The sequence below is a fragment of the Microbispora sp. NPDC046933 genome (assembly GCF_040644635.1).
Lineage (GTDB): Bacteria > Actinomycetota > Actinomycetes > Streptosporangiales > Streptosporangiaceae > Microbispora.
Genome location: NZ_JBEYWW010000029.1, coordinates 102,870 through 122,909 on the forward strand (window position 1 = coordinate 102,870; position 20,040 = coordinate 122,909).

A 20,040-nucleotide genomic window follows, 5' to 3' on the forward strand; every position below is an offset into this window, starting at 1 on the left:
AGGGCATGAGCGGCGAGGGACGGCCGGACGCGGCGGCGGTGGACGCGGGCGGGCTGACCGTCGGCATCGTCGCCGCGCGGTGGCACGAGAAGATCACCGACCAGTTGCTCGCCCGGGCCGAGCGGGCGGCGCGGGACAGCGGCGCGGCCGTGGTCACGGCCCGGGTGGCCGGGTCGCTGGAGATCCCCGTGGTCGCGCAGGCACTGGCCCGGCGCTGCGACGCCGTCGTCGCGCTGGGCGTGGTGGTCCGGGGGGAGACGGCCCACTTCGACTACGTCTGCGACTCGGTGACCGCGGGCCTGACCAGGGTCTCGCTCGACGAGTCGACCCCGGTGGGCAACGGGGTGCTGACCTGTGACACCCTTGATCAAGCGGTCGAGCGGTCCGGCGTGCCGGGCAGCAAGGAGGACAAGGGGTACGAGGCGACGATCGCCGCCCTGGAGACCGCGCTCCTCCTTCGCGGCCTCGCCGGCTGACCTCGCCCGATCCTCGAAGCCGCAGCCCCGCATCCGCAGCGCCGAGCCGGGAAGACTTGATTGGTGATCACGCAGTATCCGCCCGCCGCCCCGCAGGCCGGGCACGCCGTACGCCGCCGCGCCGTGCCCACTCGCGGGGGTCGTCATGCCTGAGAGTGCGCCGTCGCTGCCCGTCACCTGGCGGCCTCGCGTCACGACGGTCATCGCGTACGGCATGGCGGCGGTGATGGTGATCGGCTCGATCCTGATGGCCGTCGGCCTGCCGGAGCAGTTCAAGCTCCCGGACCGGCTGGGCATGGTCGCCTTCGGCGTGGCGGTGGCGTGCGTGCTGCACCTGCTCGGCCGCCTGCGGGTGCGGGCGGACGAGAAGGGGATCACGGTGGTGAACCCGCTGCGGGTGCACCGCTTCGAGTGGGCCGAGGTGCTGGACGTCACGATGGTGGAGGGCGACCCCTGGCCCAAGCTGGACCTCGCCAACGGGGTCAGCCTGGGCGCGATGGGCATCCAGAGCACCGAGCGGGAGCGCTCGCGCCGGGCGGTGGCCCAGCTCACCGCCCTCATCCGCGAACGCGGCGAGGCCCCCGACCGCCTGTGACGGCGGCGGGGGCCCCGGCGGGCCGTCAGGCGCTCAGCCGTACGGGCGCGGCCGGGCCGAGCAGGCCCCGCCGGCGCAGCTCGGGCAGAACGCCCTCGCCGAACCAGAAGGCCTCCTCCAGGTGCGGGTAGCCCGACAGGACGAACTCCTCCACGCCGAGCGAGGCGTACTCCTCGACGAGGTCGGCGACCTCCGCGTGGCTGCCGACGAGCGCGGTGCCGGCGCCGCCGCGCACCAGGCCGACCCCCGCCCACAGGCCGGGGTGGATCTCCAGGTCCCTGACCCGGCCGCCGCGGAAGCCTTCGTGGAGCGCGAGCATCCGCTGCTGCCCGACCGACTCGCTGCGGCACAGGACGGCCCGCGCCGACGCGATGTCCTCGGGGGAGATCTGGTCGAGCAGCCGCCCGGCCTCCGCCCACGCCTCCTTGGAGGTGTCTCTCGTGATCACGTGCAGGCGGATGCCGAAGCGCAGCGTGCGGCCCTCGGCGGCGGCCAGTTCGCGCATCCAGTCGAGCTTGGCCGCGACCTGGGACGGCGGCTCGCCCCAGGTGAGGTAGACGTCCACGTGGCGGGCCGCCACCGGGCCCGCGGCGGCCGAGGAGCCGCCGAAGTACAGCTCGGGCACGGGGTCGGGCCGCTCGGCGACCGTCGCCCCCTCCACGTCGTAGTAGTCGCCGGTGAAGTCGAACGGGCCGTCCCAGGCGCCGCGCACGATCGACAGGAACTCGGCGGTCCGCGCGTACCGCTCGTCCTTGCCGAGGTGGTCGCCGAACCGCCGCTGCTCGGTCGCCTCCCCGCCGGTCACCACGTTCAGCAGCAGCCGGCCGCCGGAGATCCGCTGGTAGGTGGCGGCCATCTGGGCCGCGAGCGTGGGGGACAGCGCCCCGGGCCGGAACGCGACCAGGAACTTCAGCCGGGTCGTCACCTGTGTCAGCGCGGCGGTGACCAGCCAGGCGTCCTCGCAGTAGGTGCCCGTGGGGGTGAGCACGGCCTCGAACCCGGCCTGCTCGGCCGCGCGGGCCACCTGAGCGAGGTAGTCGATCGTGGGCGGCCGGAACGCGCCGGCCGGCGACTGGCCGTGCACGCGGCGCAGGCCGTGCCCGCCGCCGGTGATCGCCCTGCCGTCGCCGGTGGTGGGCAGGAACCAGTGGAATCTCATTGCTGTGCCTTCCTGACGACGTCGTTGAAGCGGTCGTCCACGAACTGGGAGAACGTGACGGTGCCCGGCACGAGGCCCTCGGCGGAGAACGCGTCGGCGATCTCCTGTTCGGAGGAGACGACCGTGCCGTCGATGACGACAGGGGTGGCCACGGCGTTGGCCACGGCCGCGTCCGCCACCTCGACCGGCAGGCCGGTCTCTCGCGCCCACACCTTCGCCCACTCGTCCAGATGGGCCGCGGCCCAGATCCGCGCCTTGGCCAGCCGGGTGAGGAAGTCGCCGATCGCGGCCCGCTTGCCCGCGTCGCCGAGCGCGGCGGGAGCGGCGACCTGGAAGCCGAGGCCGTTGACGACGCCCTCGCCGTCGATCAGGAGCCGGGCCTTGTGCTGGATCTCGGCCTGGGAGGTGAAGGGGTCCCAGATGGCCCAGGCGTCGACGGTGCCGGACGAGAACGCCGCCAGGGCGTCGGCGGGCTGGAGATACTGCGGCTGGATGTCCTTGAACGACAGGCCCTCCTTCTTCAGGACGGCGAGCAGGTGGTAGTGGGCCGAGCTGCCCTTCGCCACCGCGATCTTCCTGCCCTTGAGCTGGGCCGGCGAGGTGATCGCGGACCCGTCGGGGACGAGGATCGCCGATCCCTTGGCGCTCTGCCGGTACGCCGCCACGATCTTGATCTTCGAGCCGGAGGCGGCGGCGAAGACGGGCGGGGTGTTGCCGACGCCGCCGATGTCGACCGCGCCGGCGTTGACCGCCTCCAGCAGCGGCGGCCCGGAGGTGAACTGCGACCACGTGATCGCGTAGGAGGTGCCGTCGAGCAGCCCGGCGGCCTTGAGCAGGGACTGCGACCCCGCCTTCTGGTCGCCGACCCGCAGGGTGACGCGGCCCGCGGCCTGCCCGTCCTTCCCGCCGGACGCGCCCTGCCCCGTCGAGGCGCACGCCGTGCCGGCCGTCAGGGCGATCAGCAGGGCGGCGAGAAGTCTCCTGGTCATGCGGGTCCTTCCGGGGTGACGCCCAGCGCGGACAGCAGGGCCGCGCGCAGGGTGAGCAGGTCGGGGTGGTCGCGGTGCCGGGGGCGCGGCGCGGCGACGATCCACTCGTGCGCGACGCGCCCGCCGTCGAGCACCAGGACCCGGTCGGCCAGCAGCAGCGCCTCGTCCACGTCGTGGGTCACCAGCAGCACGGCCGGGCCGTGCGCCGCCCACAGGTCGAGCACGAGGCGGTGCACGGTGATCCGGGTCAGCGCGTCGAGCGCGCTGAACGGCTCGTCGAGCAGCAGCAGCCCCGGCTCGCGGACCAGCGCGCGGGCCAGGCTCGCCCGCTGCGCCTCGCCGCCGGACAGCGTCAGCGGCCACGCCTCCGCCCTGTCGGCCAGGCCGACCTCGGCCAGCGCCGCCTCCGCTCTGCTGACCGGGTCAGGCGCGGTCAGGCCGAGCGTGAGGTTGTCGCGCACCCGCTTCCACGGCACCAGCCGGGGCTCCTGGAAGGCCACGGCCACCGAGCCGTCCACCTCCAGGCCGCCCTCGACCTCCTCGTCCAGGCCGGCGAGCGCGCGCAGCAGTGTGGACTTGCCCGAGCCGCTGCGGCCGAGGAGCGCGACGAACTCGCCGCGTCCGATCGTCAGATCGAGGCCGTCGAGCACCGTGCGGTCGCCGAAGCGCCGGGTGAGCCCGCGCACGGTGGCCGGCACCGCGGACAGCGGGGCACTCACCGGGACAGGAACTCGCGCCGCCATGTCAGCGCCCTCCTCTCCAGGAGCCGGACCAGGGCGTCCGTGAGCAGGCCGAGCGCGCTGTAGACCAGCAGGCCGACCACGATCACGTCGGTGCGCAGGAACTCCCGCGCGTCGTTGATCATGTAGCCGAGCCCGGCGTCGGCGTTCACCTGCTCGGCCACGATCAGCGCCAGCCAGGCCACCCCGAGGCTCTGCCGCAGCCCGACGAGCGTCTGGGGGAGCGCGCCGGGCAGCACGATGTGCCGTACGAGCGCGGCCCTGCCGAGCCTGAGCGTCCGGGCGACCTCGGCGAGCTTGCCGTCCACGCCCCGGATGCCCGCGAACGTGTTGAGGTAGAGGGGGAAGGAGACGGCGAGCGCCACCAGCAGCACCTTGGGCGTCTCCCCGATCCCGAACCAGAGGATGAACAGCGGGATCAGCCCGAAGAACGGCAGCGCCCGGAGCATCTGCATGATCGGGTCGACGGCGTTCTCACCGGCCCGGCTCAGCCCGGCGACCAGCGCGAGGCCGACGCCCGCGACCGCTCCGGCGGCGAAGCCGAGGAGCACCCGTTCGAGGGACACCGCGATCGCCGTGGGCAACGTCCCCGAGCGCACCAGGTCGAGGGCGGTCGCGGCGATCTGCGACGGGGCGGCGAGCAGCCGGGCGGGCAGCAGCCCGGACGCGCTGGCGACCTGCCACAGCAGCACGACGACGAGGGGGCTGACCCATCTGTGCCACCCCCTCCGCGGGCCGCGGGCCGTGGCGGAGCGGCGGCGGGGCCGGGGATCCGCCCGGACCGCGCCCCCCAACTCCCCCTGGAGTTCGACGACGGACATGGACACACCTCGCAGTTGACGACGGAGGATTCGCCATCAGGGTTGCCCACATTTCCTACCAAGTCAATAGGTTATTTCGCCGCGGCGGCGCGAGCGGCGCGGTCGCCCAGCGCGCGCAGGTACGCCCGCAGCTCCGGCGGCTCGTGCACCTCGAACTCGCAGCCGAGCATGAGCAGGCGGGACGCGAGCCACTCCAGGGTGTCGGCCGGTCCGCGCAGGCGGCAGCTGTGGTCGTCGATCGGCTCGACGTCCCCCGCGGCGGCGCCGAGCCGGCCTGCCACCTGGCCGGCCGGAAGGCGCACGGTCGCCACCACCTCGTAGACGGGTGCGGACGAGTACAGCGTGGCGGCGACGAACGCGGCCGGGTCCTGTTCCGGCGGCACGCGTGCCGGGACCCGTACGCCGGTCGGGTGAGGGTCGCCGATCCGGTCGGCGCGGAAGACCCGCCAGTCGTCGCGGTCGTTGTCGTACGCCAGCAGGTACCACCGGCGTCCGGCCGTGACGAGGCGGTAAGGCTCGGTCAGGCGCCTGGTCTCGGTGCCGTCGCCGGACCGGTAGGCGAAGCGCAGGCGCTCGCGGTTGGCGGCGGCGCCGGCGAGCACCACCAGGGTCCGCGGGTCCACGGGCGGCTCGCCTCCGGCGAGCATCGGAACGGTCGCGGCGGCGAGTGATCCCACCCGGTGCCGCAGCCGGGAGGGCAGCACCTGCTCCAGCTTGGCCAGGGCGCGTACGGACGCCTCCTCGATGCCGTCCACCGGATGCGCGGCGGCCGTGCGCAGCCCGACGGCGATGGCGACCGCCTCCTCGTCGTCCAGCAGCAGCGGCGGCATGGCCGCGCCCGCGGCGAGCCGGTAACCGCCCACCGCGCCCATGGTCGCCCGGACCGGATATCCCAGCTCGCGCAGGCGGTCGATGTCGCGGCGGATGGTCCGGGGGCTGACCCCCAGACGCTCGGCCAGCTCACTTCCCGGCCACTCGCGCGGAGTCTGCAGCAACGACAGCACAGCGAGCAACCGTGCGGACATGTCACTCATGGATCAAGCATGCCCGGTCATCTAGGACAGGTCGCGACCTATATGGCCCCTAGCGTCAATCCCGCAAGCGCGACGCAACGGGAGAGACATGAGCACCGAGATCCGCCCATTCCGTGTCGAGATCGCTTCGGCCGACCTGGACGACCTGAACGACCGGCTGGACCGCGCCCGGTGGCCCCGTGAGCTGCCCGGCGACGGATGGAGCCGCGGCGTCCCCGACGCCTTCCTCCGGGAGCTCGCCCGCTACTGGCGCCAGGAGTACGACTGGCGCCGGCACGAGGCGCGCCTGAACGAGTTCCCGCAGTTCATGACCGAGATCGACGGTCAGGGCATCCATTTCCTGCACGTGCGCTCGGCCGAGCCCGACGTGCTGCCGCTCGTCCTCACGCACGGCTGGCCGAACTCGTTCCTGGAGTTCACCGAGCTCGTCGGCCGCCTCACCGACCCCCGTACGCACGGCGGCGATCCCGCCCTGGCGTTCCACGTCGTGGTGCCCTCCCTGCCGGGCTTCGGCTTCTCCGCGCCGCCGCGCGGCACCGGCTGGACCGCGGCGCGGGTGGCGCGGACCTGGGCGGAGCTGATGCGTCGCCTCGGCTACGAGCGGTACGGCGCGCAGGGCGGGGACTTCGGAGCCTACGTCGCCCCGGAGGTGGCCAAGGCGGCGCCTGACAACGTGGCCGGCGTCTACATCGTCAGCGGTCTCGGCTTCCCCACGGAGAAGGATCTCCCGGAGATGACCGAGGACGAGCGGGCGGCGTACGCCCGGCTGATGGAACAGGACTGGATGAACGGCGTCGACCACCACGCGCTGTTGCGCGCGGCGCCGCAGACCTTCACGTACGGCTGGCACGACTCGCCGCTCGCGGCACTGGCCTGGATGACCCAGAAGTTCCACGAGTTCAACGCCTCCGGCAAACCGCTGGAGCAGGTGATCGACCGGGACCTGTTCCTGACCGGCGTGAGCCTGTACTGGTTCACCGGCACGTTCGGGACGTCGGCGTGGCCGTACTACGAGAGCACCGGCTTCGGCTGGCCGGAGGGCCAGACCGTCGCGCCCACCGGCGTGTACAGCGGCCCGCCCGGCATCCGGCGGCTCGCCGAACGCCACAACACCATCCTCCACTGGCCGGAGGACAACCCGGCCGGTCACCACTTCATCGCGATGGACCAGCCGGATCACCTCGCCGCCGACATCCGCGCCTTCTTCGCCAAGGTGGGCTGACCGTCTCGGCCGCTCGCCGGATGGCCCACCCCCGGCCCGAGGCGCAGCGCGGGCCGGGGGCGGGGCCGGACGGAACGGGCACGAAGCCGGGCGTTCCGGGTCCTGACCGGCGCCTCTCGCGGGGTCAGCTCACGCCGGGGATGGTGACGTTCTGCTCCTTGAACTTGTAGCCGGTCTTCGAGGCGTCGCGCTGCAGGCCGTCCATCGAGCTCTTGCCGGCGTCGACGTCGGCCGCCGTGGCGGTGCCGTGGTGCAGCTTGTCGGTGAGCGTGGCGAACCGGGTGTTCACGCGCTCGACGGCCCTGCACAGGCTCGGATTGGCCGCGGCGAAGCCCTTGGCGACCTTCAGCTGGTGCAGGGCGAAGGCGCCGGCGATCGCGGCCTTCGCGATCGTGCGCTTGCGCTTCTCCGCTCCGGCCTTGAAGCCTCCGCTGCGCAGCGGTTTGTAGATGTAGCGGTGGAAGGCGCCCAGCGCGAGACCCGCGTGCAGCGCGAACCGGGTCTTGGCGAACCGCTTGGCGTTGCCGCCGGTCGGGCACGGGGAGTTGTACTCGCTCTCGGTCGCGGTGGGCGTGACGAGCGCCGCCGGGCCGGCCGCCGCGGCGCCCCGGGACGCCGGGGCGGTGGTCGTGCCACCGCCGCAGCCGACGAGCAGCGCCATCGTCAGCACGGCCGCCGCCGCGAGTGCGGTAAGGGATCGAACAGTTCGTGCAGCCATCGTTTCCCCCTGTGGACCCTGTGGTTCCGCGGCGCACCGGCCCGCGCACCGTCTGGCGTCCCGAATCCGGGCCGTCGCGGGTGTGTGGTCGGCGCCCTTCGCCGGAAGCGCTCACGGGGGCCCGGATGTCGCCGGGCCGTCCCGACCTCCAACGCGAGGGCGCGTTCTGCACGACGGTTGCCGCCCTGATGCCGACTATGCGGGCTTTTGCCGGGTCGGGGCGCTTTCCATGCCGTGGCCGGACGGATATTTTGGGGCCGCCGCACGGTTCGTATGGCGAAATCGCGGAAGGCGCGGCGAATTCGCCGGGGAAATCCGGCCGGGCGCGGCCCGCCGCCTCGTGGGGACGTAGATCCCGCGCCAGTGGAAACCAGAGGCGGCACCATTCCGGATCTGATCCGGCACGTCGTTCATCGATCCATGTCAATCGCCGGATCGCGATTCGCATCGGATTTTCCCTGGATCATCTCGGGCAGCGGGCGGTGGGGTGGACGCCTCCCGGAAACGATTCGGACAATGAGGTAGGAACAACCCGACTAGCCGCATGGCGGCTTGATCGGAAGGGAGAAAGGCCATGCGAGGTGGGCGATTCAGTATGATCGTCGGCTCGGCGCTGCTCGGCGCGGTCGTACTCTGGCCGGCCGCGGCGTCTCCGGCGTCGGCGTCCGCGGGCGCGGGTGGCGCGGCCGTCGCGCAGGCGGCTCCCGGAATTCATGCGAAGCCGAAGCCGTCGCCGTCGCCTAAGTGCACCGAACGATGCACAAACCACCGTAAGTACAAATGCTGTCCCAAGTGTCAGCGAGTTCCGGGGAAATGCTAGAGGGCAATTCCCGCTGAGGTAGCCCTCGGGGGGCCGCCGACGCGTTCTCCGGTCATCTGATATTCGCTCCGAATCCGCTCACCGCCGTGCCGGCGTCGGCTGCCGTATCGCCGGGGGACGGGCGGCGACGAGGTGGCGGCCGGCGCCCCGGGGCTATGCTCGCCCGGGACGACACCGGGGGACGGCCCCGGGACCCCGCAGGGACCGGTCGGGTAGTCCTCGCTTTTCGCTGCGGGTTACTCGACCGGCCCAGGGGAGGGGCGCATGGCGGTGCTGATCGACCGGCCGAACTGGCCGGGACCCCGGGGCCTGCTGTGGTCCCACCTGGTCAGCGACTCCTCGCTGCGGGAACTGCACGACTTCGCCCGCCTGCTCGGTGTGCCCGAGCGGGCCTTCGACCGGGACCACTACGACGTGCCCGAGACGGTCTACGACCGGGCCGTGCTCCTCGGGGCCGAGCCCGTCGGCAGCCAGGAGCTGGTGCGCCGCCTGCGGGAGTCCGGCCTGCGCCGGCCGAAGACCCGCACCTGATCTACGCTGTAAAGGCGTGCGGCCGGCGCGTGCCGGGTGACGGCTCACCAGCCGGCTCGACAGCGACCCGCCGGCGACCCGCCGGCAACCGCCGCGCGGCTCACCGCGTGCGCCCGTCGTTCAGAGAGCGGCCAGCTCGGCGGCGAGGTTCTCGCGTGCCCGCGGCTCCCACAGGTCCCGGCCCACGGAAGTGCCGAACAGGCGGGGCTTGCCGAGCAGCGCCCGCAGCACCGCGGCCCGTCCGGCCCTGAACGCCTCGTCCGGAACGTGCCGGTACTCCTCGCGTACGGCCCTCGTGTACGCCTCGTACGCGCCGGGTGGCGCGGCGAGGACCGCCAGATCGGCATCGCACAGGACGGCCGCGTTCACATCGCCGGGATCGTAGGCGTGCTCCGCCGTGAGCCGCACGAGCCGGGCCACCTCGCGCACCCGCCCCGCGGGCAGGCCGCAGGCGGGCAGCCGGGCCTGGGCGAGCTGGGCGCTGCGCTCCTCGTCCCACCCCGGCCGCCCGTCGTAGACGGCGTCGTGGAACCACGCGGCCAGCCGTACGGCGTCGGCGTCCGCGGCCTGGGCGGCGAGCGGCTCGATCGCGGTCAGGACCGCCCGCAGGTGGGCCGTCGTGTGGTAGCGCCGGTGCGGTTCGGCCCAGCGGGCGGCCAGCTCGGCGGCGAGCGCCCGCCCGGCCGGCGAGCCGGTGAGGCAGCCGGGCCGGGGCAGGCTCCGATCGTCGGTCATGTGCCGAACCCTAAGGGGCGCTGCGCGGGGTCTCTTCAGGCCGTGCGGGCCGCACGCTCGCGGACGAGGCCGGGCACCGCCGCGAGGAGGGCCAGGACGACGACCGCGCAGCCGTACACCGCGGCCGTGGCCCGCAGTCCGAGCGTGGGCACCGCGAGCCCCGCCGCGACCGCGGGCACGCTGAAGGCGAGGTAGCTGACGACGTAGACGGACGCGAACAGCCCGGCCCGCTCGGCGGGGCCCGTCAGCGCGGCGAGCGAGCGGAACGCGCCGAGGTAGGCGCTGCCGAAACCGCAGCCCGCGACGACCGTCCCGGCGAAGAACAGCGGCGTGGAGGCGGCGGCGAGCGCGGCCAGGGTCAGCCCGGCGCCCGCGGCGAGCACCAGCGACCCGCCCACCATGACCCGCCCCGCCGGCAGGTCGCGCACCACCAGCGACGCCACGGCCCCGGCGGCGGTGAGCGCGGTGACGACGAGCCCGCCGACCAGGCGGTCGGGGACGTGCAGCACGCCCGCGGTCAGCGAGCCGCCCAGCGACAGGTAGAGCCCTCCCAGGGCCCATGTGGCGAGCAGGCAGGGGACGGCCGCCGCGAACGCGCCGCGGGCGGACCGCGGCACGGCCACCCGGGGGCGCAGCGAGACGAGGGCGTCCCGTCCCCTGCCGGGACGGGGCGCGACCGGCTCGGGCAGCAGCGCCATCGCGGCCGCCAGCAGCGTGAAGACGGCCGTGAGCAGGACGAAGACCGAGGTCGTCGCGGTCGCCGTGTAGCGCACGAACAGGCCGGCGCCGAGAGCTCCCGCGGCCAGGCCGGCGGTCGGCGCGACGCTGTTGACCAGCGCGCCCAGTTGGCGGACGCGGCGCGAGCCGGGCTGCAGGTCCACCAGACCGGCGCCGAGCGCGCCCGTCGCCGCACCGGTGGCCAGGCCCTGCACGGCCCTGGCCAGCAGCAGCGGCCCGACGCCGTCCGCCGTCAGGAACGCGACCATGGCGCCTGCCTCGGCCAGCAGGGCCGCGATCAGCACGGGCCGCCGGCCGACGTGGTCGGACAGCCCGCCGACGGTGAGCAGCGCGATCAGCAGCGCGAGGGCGTAGACCGCGAACACGGCGGTCAGCGTGGCCGCGGAGAACCCCCAGCGCTGCTGGTAGATCACGTAGAGCGGGGAGGGGGTGCTCGCGGCGGCCATGAACGCCACGAGGGTCCCGGCCAGCAGCCAGAACCCGGCCCTGCGGGAGATCCGGCCGCGCACCGCCTTTCCGGCCGTCCCCTGCGTCGCCGTGTGCGCGCCCCCGGCCTGCCCGGTCCCGCCGGGTGTGCCTCCGGCCGTCTCGCGTCCGATCGCACGGCCCGCCGCCCGCGGGTCCGGATCCGCCTCCAGGGTGTTCACGGACGGGCAGCCCCCCGATTTCGTCATCACGGCACTCCCATGGTCAATGGTTCCGGATTTTTCGAACCGTCACACCGTACGACGGAGCGCCCGATAGTTCAACTATTATCGAACCATGCCTGGAGCCCGGGACCTACCACACCCCGACGCCGCGAGCCTGGTGCTGACCGACGTCCTGTTCGCGCTCAGCGACCCCTCGCGGCTGGCGCTCGTACGGCGGCTCGCGCAGGGCCCGCTGGAGGTGGCGGCGTGCCAGCCCACCGGGGGAGAGGTGCCGAAGTCGACGCTGTCGCACCACCTGAAGACCCTCCGCGAGGCCGGCGTGATCCGCAACGTCCCGGAGGGCCGGCAGCGGTACGTGAGCCTGCGCCGCGAGGATCTGGACGACCGCTTCCCCGGCCTGCTGGACGCCGTGCTCGGCACGATTTCCGAGTAGCACCCGGGCGGATCTGTGCGATCGTGGCGACGCGGCGCCGTGTGAGGCGCCCGGCTTTGGCGGATTCGGCCAGAGCCTCGCCGAACGCCCGCCACGTAGCCTGTCCGTGTGCTGCGGCGGACGACCACGATCTCGGACATCGACGCGCCGGCGAGGCTGGCGGAGCTGCTCGACCACCACGACTACCTGGCCGACGAGGGCGTGACGACCGCGGCCTACCTCGCACTGAAGATGGGCCGGCCGCTGTTCCTGGAAGGCGAGGCGGGCGTCGGCAAGACCGAGCTGGCCAAGACGCTGGCGGCGATCCTGGACGCGCCGCTGATCAGGCTGCAGTGCCACGAGGGTCTCGACGCGGCGCAGGCCATGTACGACTGGGACTTCCCGCGCCAGCTCCTGCATCTCAAGGCGGCCGAGGCGGCCGGCGTGGCCGACGTCGCCGCGCTGGAGGGCGAGATCTACGACCGCCGGTTCCTCATCGCCAGGCCGCTGCTGCGGGCCCTGGAGACGCAGCCGAGCGTGCTGCTGGTGGACGAGATCGACCGGGCCGACGACGAGTTCGAGGCGTTCCTGCTGGAGGTGCTGTCCGACTTCACGATCTCGGTGCCGGAGATCGGGACGATCAGCGCCTCGACCCCGCCGGTCGTCGTCCTGACCTCCAACCGGACCCGCGAGGTGCACGACGCGCTCAAACGGCGCTGCCTCTACCACTGGCTGGAGCACCCGGGGTTCGACCGGGAGGTCGCGATCCTGCGGCGGCGCCTGCCCGGATGCGCCGAGCGGCTCGCGGCGGACGTGGCGCGGGCGGCGGGACGGATGCGCCAGGCCGGCCTGCTCAAGCCGCCGGGCATCGCCGAGACCCTCGACTGGACCGAGGCGCTGCTCACGCTGGGCGCGGTGGAGCTCGACCCCGCCCTGGCCGCCGCCACGCTGGGCGCCGTGCTCAAGCACCGGGAGGACCAGGAGACCGTCCGGGCCCGGGGGCTGCTCGCGCCGGACGGCGGCCGTGGCTGACCGGCGCGGGGACGGCCGGAAGGGCAGTGGCCGGCCCTCTCCGGGCAGGCCCTGTCCGGACAGGCCCTCTCCGGACCCGCGCCTCCCGGACCAGCGCCTTCCCGGGCCGCCCGCTCCCGAGCCGGTCGCGGTGCTGACCGGGTTCGCCCGGACGCTCCGGGCGGCCGGCGTCGCGGCCGACCACCATCGCACCCGGAGCTTCCTCGCGGCGCTCGGCCACCTCGACGCCGCCGACGTCCGGAACGTCTACTGGGCGGGCCGTGCCACCCTGTGCGCCGGGCCCGACGACCTGCCCCGCTACGACCGCTGCTTCGCCGCCTACTTCTCCGCCGCCTTCTCCACGCCGCACCGCGTGCGCGGCACGGCCGTCTCCGTGACCCGACCGGTGGCGGCGCCGTACGGCGGCGGGGAGCCGGGACCGGCGGGCGAGCCCGGCGCGCCCCCCGCCACCGCGAGCGAGATCGAGGTGCTGCGGCACCGGGACGTGGCACGGATGAGCGAGGCCGAGCGGCGGGAGGTGCACCGCCTGCTCGCACTGCTGCGCGGCGCGCGGCAGCCGCGCAGGTCGAGGCGCTACCGCCCGTCGCCCCACGGCGGAGCGACCGACGCGCGGCGCACGGTCAGGGAGATCCTGCGGCACGGCGGGGAACCGGCCCGGCTGCGCCGCCGCGTGCGCAGCGAACGGCCGCGGCGGGTCGTCATGCTCGTGGACGTGAGCGGCTCGATGGCCGCCTACGCCGACACGCTGCTGCGCTTCGCCCACGCGCTGGTGCGCGCGGAGCCGGGGGCGACCGAGGTGTTCAGCGCGGGCACCCGCCTCACCAGGATCACCGCCGCGCTGCGTCACCGCGACCCCGGCCTCGCCATGGACGAGTGCTCGGCGGCGATCCCGGACTGGAGCGGCGGCACCCGGCTGGGGGAGGAGGTGCGGGAGCTGCTGCGCCTGCCCGACCCCCGGGGCGCGATCGTCGTGATCGCCTCCGACGGGTGGGAGCGGGGCCCGGCCGACCTGCTGGGCGCGCAGATGGCCCGGCTGTCCCGGCTCGCCCGCCGCGTCGTGTGGGTCAACCCGCACAAGGGCGACCCGGCGTACCGGCCGCTGACCGCGGGCATCCGCGCGGCGCTGCCGTACGTCACGGACTTCGTCGCCGGGCACAGCTTGGCCGCCTACGAGGAGTTGGCCGCGCTGCTGGCCGGCGACCGGCCGGTGCGGGCCGTGCGGAGGGGAGGGGCCGATGCGTGACGTGCTGGACCAGGTGCTGCGGTGGTGGGAGCAGGGGCGGCGGTTCGGCCTGGCCACCGTCGTCGGCACCTTCCGCAGCGCGCCGCGCCCGCCCGGCGCGGCCATGGCCGTCCTCGACGGCGAGGCGGCCGGCAGCGTGTCCGGCGGCTGCGTCGAGGGGGCGGTCTACGACCTCGCCGCGCAGGTCGTCGCCACCGGGACACCGGTGCTGCAGCGGTACGGCGTGAGCGACGACGACGCGTTCGCGGTCGGCCTGACCTGCGGCGGGATCATCGACGTGTTCGTGGAGCCGGTCTCCCGGCAGGACTATCCCCAACTGGGGGAGGTCGCCGCGGACGTCGCCGCGCGGCGTCCGGTCGCGGTGGCCACGATCGTCGCGGGCCCCGGCCGCGTGGGGGCGCGCCGCGTGGTCTGGCCGGACCGGGCGGCGGGCTCGCTCGGCTCGGCCCGGCTCGACGACGCGGTGGACGACGACGCGCGCGGCATGCTCGCGCAGGGCCTGACCGGCGTGCGGCGCTACGGCCCCGAGGGCGAGCGGCGGCTGGACGACCTGCGGGTGTTCGTGCAGTCGTTCGCGCCGCCGCCGCGCATGCTGGTCTTCGGCGCGATCGACTTCGCCGCGGCCGTCGCTCGGATCGGCCGATTCCTCGGCTACCACGTGGTGGTGTGCGACGCGCGGCCGGTCTTCGCCACGGCCAAGCGGTTCCCCGAGGCCGACGAGGTCGTGGTGGCCTGGCCGCACGACTATCTGGCCGCCGCCGAGGTGGACGAGCGCACCGCCGTCTGCGTGCTCACCCACGACCCGAAGTTCGACGTCCCGCTGCTGGAGGTGGCCCTGCGCACCCCCGCGGCGTACGTCGGGGCCATGGGGTCGCGGCGCACGCACGCGGACCGGCTGGCGCGGCTGCGCGAGGCCGGCCTGACCGAAGGCGAACTGGCCCGGCTGAGGTCGCCGATCGGGCTCGACCTCGGGGCGCGCACGCCGGAGGAGACGGCCGTGTCGATCGCGGCCGAGCTGATCCAGCTGCGCTGGGGCGGCAGCGGCAGGCCGCTCACCGAGACGTCGGGACGCATCCATGGAGACTCACGGTGAGCGGTGGGGAGGTCGCCGGGCTGCTGCTCGCCGCGGGGGGCGGCAGCCGGTTCGGCGGGCCGAAGGCGCTGGTGGAGTTCGAGGGGGAGCGGCTGGCCGACCGGGGTGTGCGGCTGCTCGCCGAGGGCGGGTGCCGGCCGGTGCTGGTCGTGCTCGGGGCCGCCGACGTGCCGGTCACCGGCGCGGTCGTCGTGCGCAATCCCGGCTGGGCGACCGGCATGGGGTCGTCGCTGCGGGCCGGGCTGCGCGCGCTCCCGCCGTCCGCCCCCGCGGTGGTGATCGCGCTGGCCGACCAGCCGCTGGTGCGGCCCGAGGCGGTGCGCCGGCTGATCGCGGCGTTCGAGGCCGGCGCCCGCGTCGCCGTCGCGGCGTACGGCGGGGCGCCCCGCAACCCGGTGCTGATCGCGCGCGAGCACCTGGCGGAGGTGGCCGCGCTCGCCGAGGGCGACGTGGGCGCGAGGCCCTTCCTGCGCGCGCATCCCGAACTGGTCACGGCCGTGCCCTGCGACGACGTGGGCGACCCCGCGGACGTCGACACCCCCGCTGACCTGTGTCGACTCCACAAGGGGCGGCTCCGTGAGGACTGATCCCCGCCGCCTGCCGCGCTGCCGCCGCAGGGCGGCTTCCCGCCGGCTTCCCGCCGGTGCTCGGAGGCGTCGCCCGCCGACCCTGACGGTGGTCATCCCCGGTCCGCATCACTAGCCTTGGAACCCGAGTACGGAACATCATTCGGTTACTGGCGGGTTCAACGCGCGGAAGGACGAAGCGGATGCGGATCGGGATGGCCCTCAACTACTCGGGGGGCTTCAAGGAGACCGTCGCCGAGCTGGCCGACTACGAGAAGGCCGGGCTCGACGTCGTGTTCGTGGCCGAGGCGTACAGCTTCGACGCCGTCAGCCAGCTCGGTTACATCGCGGCGAGGACCGAGCGGCTGCAGATCGCCTCGGGCATCCTGCCGATCTACTCCCGCACGCCGGCCCTGCTGGCCATGACCGCCGCCGGCCTCGACTACGTCTCCGACGGGCGGTTCACGCTCGGCATCGGCACGTCAGGACCGCAGGTCATCGAGGGCTTCCACGGCGTGCCGTACACCGCGCCGCTGGGCCGCACCCGCGAGGTCATCGAGATCTGCCGCAAGGTGTGGCGGCGCGAGCGGCTGGAGTACGCGGGCAAGCACTACACGCTGCCGCTGGAGGGGGGCACCGGCCTCGGCAAGCCGCTCAAGCTGATCAACCACCCGGTGCGCGAGCGCATCCCGATCGTGATCGCGGCGATCGGGCCGAAGAACGTGCAGCTGGCCGCCGAGCTGGCGGAGGGCTGGGAGCCGATCTTCTTCGTGCCCGAGAAGGCAGGCGACGTGTGGGGCGCGTCGCTCGCCGCCGGGCGGGAGCGCAGGGACCCCGCCCTCGGCGAGCTGGACGTGATCGCCCAGGCCATGCTGGCGATCGGCGACGACGTCGACGACGTGCTGGAGGTGGGCCGCTACACGGCCGCCCTCTACATCGGCGGCATGGGCGCCAAGGGCAGGAACTTCTACAACGACCTGGCCCGCCGCTACGGCTACGAGAAGGAGGCCGAGCAGATCCAGGACCTCTACCTGGAGGGCAAGAAGAAGGAAGCCGGGGCGCTGGTGCCCAGGGAACTGCTGGAGCGGATGTCCCTGGTCGGCCCCGAGGGGCACGTCAGGGAGCGGCTGGCCGCGCTGCGCGAGGCGGGGGTCACCACGCTCAACGTCGCCCCCATGGCCCACACGCACGAGGAGCGGGTCCGGCTGATCGAGAAGATCCGGGACCTGGCCTCCTGACCCGTCCGGATCCCGCGCCCCGCCGCCGGCGCGGGGCCGCGCGTCCTCGCCGTTCCTCCCGGCCCGCCGCCGTCGGCCGGCCGGGCGGGCGTCGGCGACGCGGTGGAGGATCGCTGGGGCGCGCGAGCCTCACGCGGTCGTACGCGGGCGTGACCTTCGCGGGCGGGGATGCCTCGAAGGCAGGCGCGGACGCGGCGGTAGAGTCCGTCCGTGACCGATGCCGCAGGGACTCACGCCACAGGGACTCACGCCACAGGGACTCACGCCGGGGGGACCGGCAGGCCGGCCGGGGACACACCAGGCGGAAACGCACCGGCAGGGAACGCCTTGGCAGGGAACGCGCCGGCAGGGGACGCGGCCGTCTCCCCGGCCGCGATCCATGCCGCGCGCCGCGCCCGGCTGGCCGGGGCGCTGCGCGAGCACGAGGCCGCGGCCGCCCTCGTCACCTGGCCGGTCAACGTGCGCTACCTGACCGGCCTGACCAGCTCCAACGCCGCCGTGCTCGTCACCGCGGCGGGGGAGGCCGCGCTCGCCACCGACTCGCGCTACCTGGAGACGGCCGAGGCGGTGTGCGCGGGCGTCGAGGTGATCGAGGGCCGCGACGTCGCGGGGGCCCTGCTCAAGCGGGGCCCGGGCGCCGCACGGGTCGCGGTGGAGGCCGACCACATGCCGGTGGGGCTGTTCCAGCGGCTGTCGGCCGAGCACTCCGGCCTCACACCGGTCGGCGGTCTGGTGGAGGCCGTCAGGGCCGTGAAGGACGAGGGGGAGATCGGGGCGCTGCGCCGCGCCTGCGCGATCACCGATGAGGCGTTCTCCCTGGTCGTGGCGCGCATCGCTCCTGGGGTCACGGAGCGGGAGATCGCCCGGTGGCTGGAGGCCGCCATGGTCGAGCTCGGCGCGGACAAACCGGCCTTCGACTCCATCGTGGCGAGCGGCCCCAACGGATCGATCCCGCACCACTCGCCCTCGGACCGGCCGGTCGAGCGGGGCGACCTGGTCACCATGGACTTCGGCGCCCGCTACGACGGCTACCACGCCGACATGACCCGCACGGTCGCGGTGGGCCCGCCCGCCCCGTGGCAGCGCGACCTCCACGACCTCGTACGGCAGGCACAGCGCGCGGGCCGCCACGCCGTACGGCCGGGGGCGACGGCGCACGAGGTGGACGCCGCGGCGCGTGAGGTGATCGCGGAGGCGGGTCACGGTGAGAGGTTCGGCCACGGGCTGGGCCACGGAGTCGGCCTGGAGATCCACGAGCTGCCGTTCCTGGGCCCTGGCAGGACCGGTAGACTAGAGGATCGAGTTCCGATCACCGTCGAGCCGGGGGTCTATCTCCCGGGCAGGGGCGGTGTGCGCATCGAGGACACGCTTGTGACGCGTGGTGACGGGCCGGAGCTTCTCACACTGACGACCAAGGAGCTGCTCGTCCTGTAGGGCAGCCGCACGCGGGAGACGCTACGTGGCGACGACGAACGACCTGAAGAACGGACTCGTGCTCAAGCTCGACGGCGGGGAGCTGTGGACCGTTGTCGAGTTCCAGCACGTCAAGCCGGGTAAGGGCGGCGCGTTCGTCCGCACCAAGCTCAAGAACGTCCTGTCCGGCAAGGTCGTCGACAAGACGTTCAACGCCGGCGTGAAGGTCGACGTGGCGAACGTCGACAAGCGGGAGATGCAGTACTCCTATCTCGACGGCGACGACTTCGTGTTCATGGACACCGAGACCTACGACATGGTCAACGTCGCGCGCGAGGTGGTGGGCACCGCCGCCAACTACATGCTGGAGAACACGACCGCGACCGTCGCCTTCAACGAGGGCAACCCGCTGTACGTCGACCTCCCGGCGGCCGTGGAACTGACGATCTCCCACACCGAGCCGGGCCTGCAGGGCGACCGCTCCACCGGCGGCACCAAGCCCGCGACCCTGGAGACCGGCGCCGAGATCAAGGTTCCGCTCTTCATCACGACCGGCGAGAAGGTCAAGGTCGACACTCGCACCGGCGAGTACCTCGGTCGGGCCTGACGTGTCGGCTCGGGGGAAGGCCCGCCGCCGCGCGCTGGACATCCTCTTCGAGGCCGAGGCCCGGCAGGTGAGCCCGCTCAGCGTGCTCGCCGAGCGGGTGGAGCGGGCGGACCCGCCGGTCAACGAGTACACCTCCTTCCTCGTCGAGGGCGTGGTCCGGCACCTGGAGCGCATCGACGAGCTGATCTCGACGTACGCCGAGGGCTGGACCCTGGAGCGCATGCCGGCCGTCGACCGCAACGTGCTGCGCGGCGGGACGTACGAGATGCTGTGGTCGGAGGAGGTCCCGGAGGGCGTGGTCATCAGCGAGTGGGTGCACCTTGCCGCGGAGCTGTCGACCGACGAGTCGCCGCAGTTCGTCAACGGACTGCTGGCCCGCTTCAAGCAGCTCAAGCCCTCGCTCTCGCTCTGAACCCGGCAGCCGACAGCCTCGACAGCCCCTCGACTCCGACCGCCTCGATTGGCCCGACAGGGAGGCCGCAAGTGCGTGACGCCACACGCCGCGCCGTCGTCTGGGAGGCGCTGCGCGCGCTCCTGGCCGAGCGGACGGCCGCCACCGGGCGTGACACGCTCGACATCGTGGACGCCGGCGGCGGCACGGGCGGCTTCGCCGTGCCGCTGGCCACGCTCGGGCACGCCGTGACCGTGGTCGACCCGACCCCCGACTCGCTGGCCGCGCTGGAGCGCCGCGCCGCGGAGACGGGCGTCGGCGTGAAGGGCCTGCAGGGCGACGCCGCCGACCTCGCCGACCTGCTGGAGCCCGGCAGCGCCGACCTGGTGCTGTGCCACAGCGTGCTGGAGTACGTCGAGGACCCGGCGGGCGCGCTGGGCGCGGTCGCCGGCATCCTGCGGCCGGGCGGCGTGGTGAGCGTGCTGGCCGCCAACTCGGTCGCCGCGGCCGTCCACCGCTCGCTGGCCGGCCACTTCGACGAGGCGCGCCGGGTGCTGTCGGACCCGGCCGGCCGCTGGGGCGACCGCGACCCCACGCCGCGCCGCTTCTCCCGCGAGACGCTGGGCGCGCTGCTGGCCGCGGCCGGGTTCGCCGTCGGCGAGGTGCACGGCGTGCGGATCTTCGCCGACCTCGTCCCGGGCATGCTGGCCGAGAGCGACCCCGACGGCCTGGTCGCCCTGGAGCGGGCGGCGGCGACCCATCCCGTGCTCCGTGACATCGCCACCCAGATCCACGTCATCGCGTACCGCGAATAGAA

At 74.0% G+C, this 20,040-nt stretch carries 22 protein-coding genes; 14 read left to right on the top strand and 8 right to left on the bottom strand.

The genetic code is table 11. From position 1 onward, the window contains the following. The first annotated feature begins 5 nt into the window (after positions 1-5). On the top strand, positions 6-476 hold the full coding sequence (gene ribH, locus ABZ857_RS32255; protein WP_357050518.1) for a 6,7-dimethyl-8-ribityllumazine synthase: 471 nt from the start codon (positions 6-8) through the stop codon (positions 474-476). Between the two features lie 145 nt (positions 477-621). After that, positions 622-1,071 carry a PH domain-containing protein gene (locus ABZ857_RS32260; protein ID WP_357050521.1) on the top strand — a complete coding sequence of 150 codons (450 nt, stop codon included), beginning with the start codon at positions 622-624 and terminating at the stop codon, positions 1,069-1,071. 25 nt (positions 1,072-1,096) lie between these two features. Here ABZ857_RS32260 and ABZ857_RS32265 read toward each other — a convergent pair whose 3' ends face one another. The 5 genes from ABZ857_RS32265 to ABZ857_RS32285 form a co-directional block, all read right to left on the bottom strand. Beyond that, positions 1,097-2,230, bottom strand: coding sequence for an LLM class flavin-dependent oxidoreductase (locus tag ABZ857_RS32265; protein ID WP_357050524.1), 1,134 nt, complete (start codon positions 2,228-2,230; stop codon positions 1,097-1,099). After that, positions 2,227-3,219: an ABC transporter substrate-binding protein gene (locus ABZ857_RS32270; protein WP_357050527.1), complete on the bottom strand. Its 993-nt coding sequence runs from the start codon at positions 3,217-3,219 to the stop codon at positions 2,227-2,229. The genes ABZ857_RS32265 and ABZ857_RS32270 overlap by 4 nt, the downstream gene beginning before the upstream one ends. After that, on the bottom strand, positions 3,216-3,962 hold the full coding sequence (locus tag ABZ857_RS32275) for an ABC transporter ATP-binding protein (RefSeq protein WP_357050530.1): 747 nt from the start codon (positions 3,960-3,962) through the stop codon (positions 3,216-3,218). Before ABZ857_RS32275 ends, ABZ857_RS32270 begins: the two co-directional genes overlap by 4 nt. Then, complete coding sequence (locus tag ABZ857_RS32280; RefSeq protein ID WP_357050533.1) at positions 3,935-4,780, bottom strand: ABC transporter permease; 846 nt, start codon at positions 4,778-4,780, stop codon at positions 3,935-3,937. Before ABZ857_RS32280 ends, ABZ857_RS32275 begins: the two co-directional genes overlap by 28 nt. A gap of 71 nt (positions 4,781-4,851) precedes the next feature. Continuing rightward, positions 4,852-5,814 carry a YafY family protein gene (locus ABZ857_RS32285; RefSeq protein ID WP_357050536.1) on the bottom strand — a complete coding sequence of 321 codons (963 nt, stop codon included), beginning with the start codon at positions 5,812-5,814 and terminating at the stop codon, positions 4,852-4,854. Positions 5,815-5,902: 88 nt separating this feature from the next. Here ABZ857_RS32285 and ABZ857_RS32290 point away from each other — a divergent pair, with 88 nt between their 5' ends. Then, entirely contained in the window at positions 5,903-7,036 is a 1,134-nt protein-coding gene (locus tag ABZ857_RS32290; protein WP_357050539.1) for an epoxide hydrolase, read from the top strand. A 124-nt stretch (positions 7,037-7,160) separates the two neighbouring features. On the opposite strand, the gene ABZ857_RS32295 is transcribed toward ABZ857_RS32290, so the two are convergent. After that, on the bottom strand, positions 7,161-7,754 hold the full coding sequence (locus ABZ857_RS32295) for a hypothetical protein (RefSeq protein ID WP_357050542.1): 594 nt from the start codon (positions 7,752-7,754) through the stop codon (positions 7,161-7,163). 1,084 nt (positions 7,755-8,838) lie between these two features. On the opposite strand from ABZ857_RS32295, the gene ABZ857_RS32300 reads away from it, so the two are divergent. After that, positions 8,839-9,105 (top strand): DUF4031 domain-containing protein, encoded by a 267-nt coding sequence (locus ABZ857_RS32300; protein WP_357050545.1) that lies wholly within the window; start codon positions 8,839-8,841, stop codon positions 9,103-9,105. Between the two features lie 120 nt (positions 9,106-9,225). On the opposite strand, the gene ABZ857_RS32305 is transcribed toward ABZ857_RS32300, so the two are convergent. Both ABZ857_RS32305 and ABZ857_RS32310 read right to left on the bottom strand, forming a co-directional pair. Further along, on the bottom strand, positions 9,226-9,840 hold the full coding sequence (locus ABZ857_RS32305) for a metal-dependent phosphohydrolase (protein WP_357050548.1): 615 nt from the start codon (positions 9,838-9,840) through the stop codon (positions 9,226-9,228). A gap of 35 nt (positions 9,841-9,875) precedes the next feature. After that, positions 9,876-11,252 (bottom strand): MFS transporter, encoded by a 1,377-nt coding sequence (locus ABZ857_RS32310; RefSeq protein ID WP_357050551.1) that lies wholly within the window; start codon positions 11,250-11,252, stop codon positions 9,876-9,878. A gap of 88 nt (positions 11,253-11,340) precedes the next feature. On the opposite strand from ABZ857_RS32310, the gene ABZ857_RS32315 reads away from it, so the two are divergent. The 10 genes from ABZ857_RS32315 (at position 11,341) to ABZ857_RS32360 (ending at position 20,038) form a co-directional block, all read left to right on the top strand. Beyond that, positions 11,341-11,661 carry a metalloregulator ArsR/SmtB family transcription factor gene (locus ABZ857_RS32315; RefSeq protein WP_357050554.1) on the top strand — a complete coding sequence of 107 codons (321 nt, stop codon included), beginning with the start codon at positions 11,341-11,343 and terminating at the stop codon, positions 11,659-11,661. 108 nt (positions 11,662-11,769) lie between these two features. Beyond that, positions 11,770-12,672, top strand: a complete 903-nt coding sequence (locus ABZ857_RS32320; RefSeq protein WP_357050557.1) for a MoxR family ATPase — start codon at positions 11,770-11,772, stop codon at positions 12,670-12,672. Beyond that, on the top strand, positions 12,665-13,915 hold the full coding sequence (locus ABZ857_RS32325; protein ID WP_357050560.1) for a VWA domain-containing protein: 1,251 nt from the start codon (positions 12,665-12,667) through the stop codon (positions 13,913-13,915). The genes ABZ857_RS32320 and ABZ857_RS32325 overlap by 8 nt, the downstream gene beginning before the upstream one ends. After that, the gene (locus ABZ857_RS32330) at positions 13,908-15,008 is read left to right on the top strand and encodes an XdhC/CoxI family protein (RefSeq protein ID WP_357050563.1); all 1,101 of its coding nucleotides are present in this window, start codon (positions 13,908-13,910) and stop codon (positions 15,006-15,008) included. The genes ABZ857_RS32325 and ABZ857_RS32330 overlap by 8 nt, the downstream gene beginning before the upstream one ends. Beyond that, positions 15,005-15,595 (top strand): nucleotidyltransferase family protein, encoded by a 591-nt coding sequence (locus ABZ857_RS32335; protein ID WP_357050566.1) that lies wholly within the window; start codon positions 15,005-15,007, stop codon positions 15,593-15,595. Before ABZ857_RS32330 ends, ABZ857_RS32335 begins: the two co-directional genes overlap by 4 nt. 182 nt (positions 15,596-15,777) lie before the next feature. Further along, positions 15,778-16,812, top strand: a complete 1,035-nt coding sequence (locus ABZ857_RS32340) for an LLM class F420-dependent oxidoreductase (RefSeq protein WP_357050569.1) — start codon at positions 15,778-15,780, stop codon at positions 16,810-16,812. Between the two features lie 327 nt (positions 16,813-17,139). Next, the gene (locus ABZ857_RS32345; RefSeq protein WP_357050572.1) at positions 17,140-18,246 is read left to right on the top strand and encodes an aminopeptidase P family protein; all 1,107 of its coding nucleotides are present in this window, start codon (positions 17,140-17,142) and stop codon (positions 18,244-18,246) included. A 25-nt stretch (positions 18,247-18,271) separates the two neighbouring features. Beyond that, positions 18,272-18,832, top strand: a complete 561-nt coding sequence (gene efp / locus ABZ857_RS32350) for an elongation factor P (protein ID WP_357050575.1) — start codon at positions 18,272-18,274, stop codon at positions 18,830-18,832. Position 18,833: 1 nt separating this feature from the next. Then, on the top strand, positions 18,834-19,244 hold the full coding sequence (gene nusB, locus ABZ857_RS32355; protein WP_357050578.1) for a transcription antitermination factor NusB: 411 nt from the start codon (positions 18,834-18,836) through the stop codon (positions 19,242-19,244). A gap of 71 nt (positions 19,245-19,315) precedes the next feature. Then, positions 19,316-20,038 carry a methyltransferase domain-containing protein gene (locus ABZ857_RS32360; RefSeq protein WP_357050581.1) on the top strand — a complete coding sequence of 241 codons (723 nt, stop codon included), beginning with the start codon at positions 19,316-19,318 and terminating at the stop codon, positions 20,036-20,038. Positions 20,039-20,040: the final 2 nt, after the last annotated feature.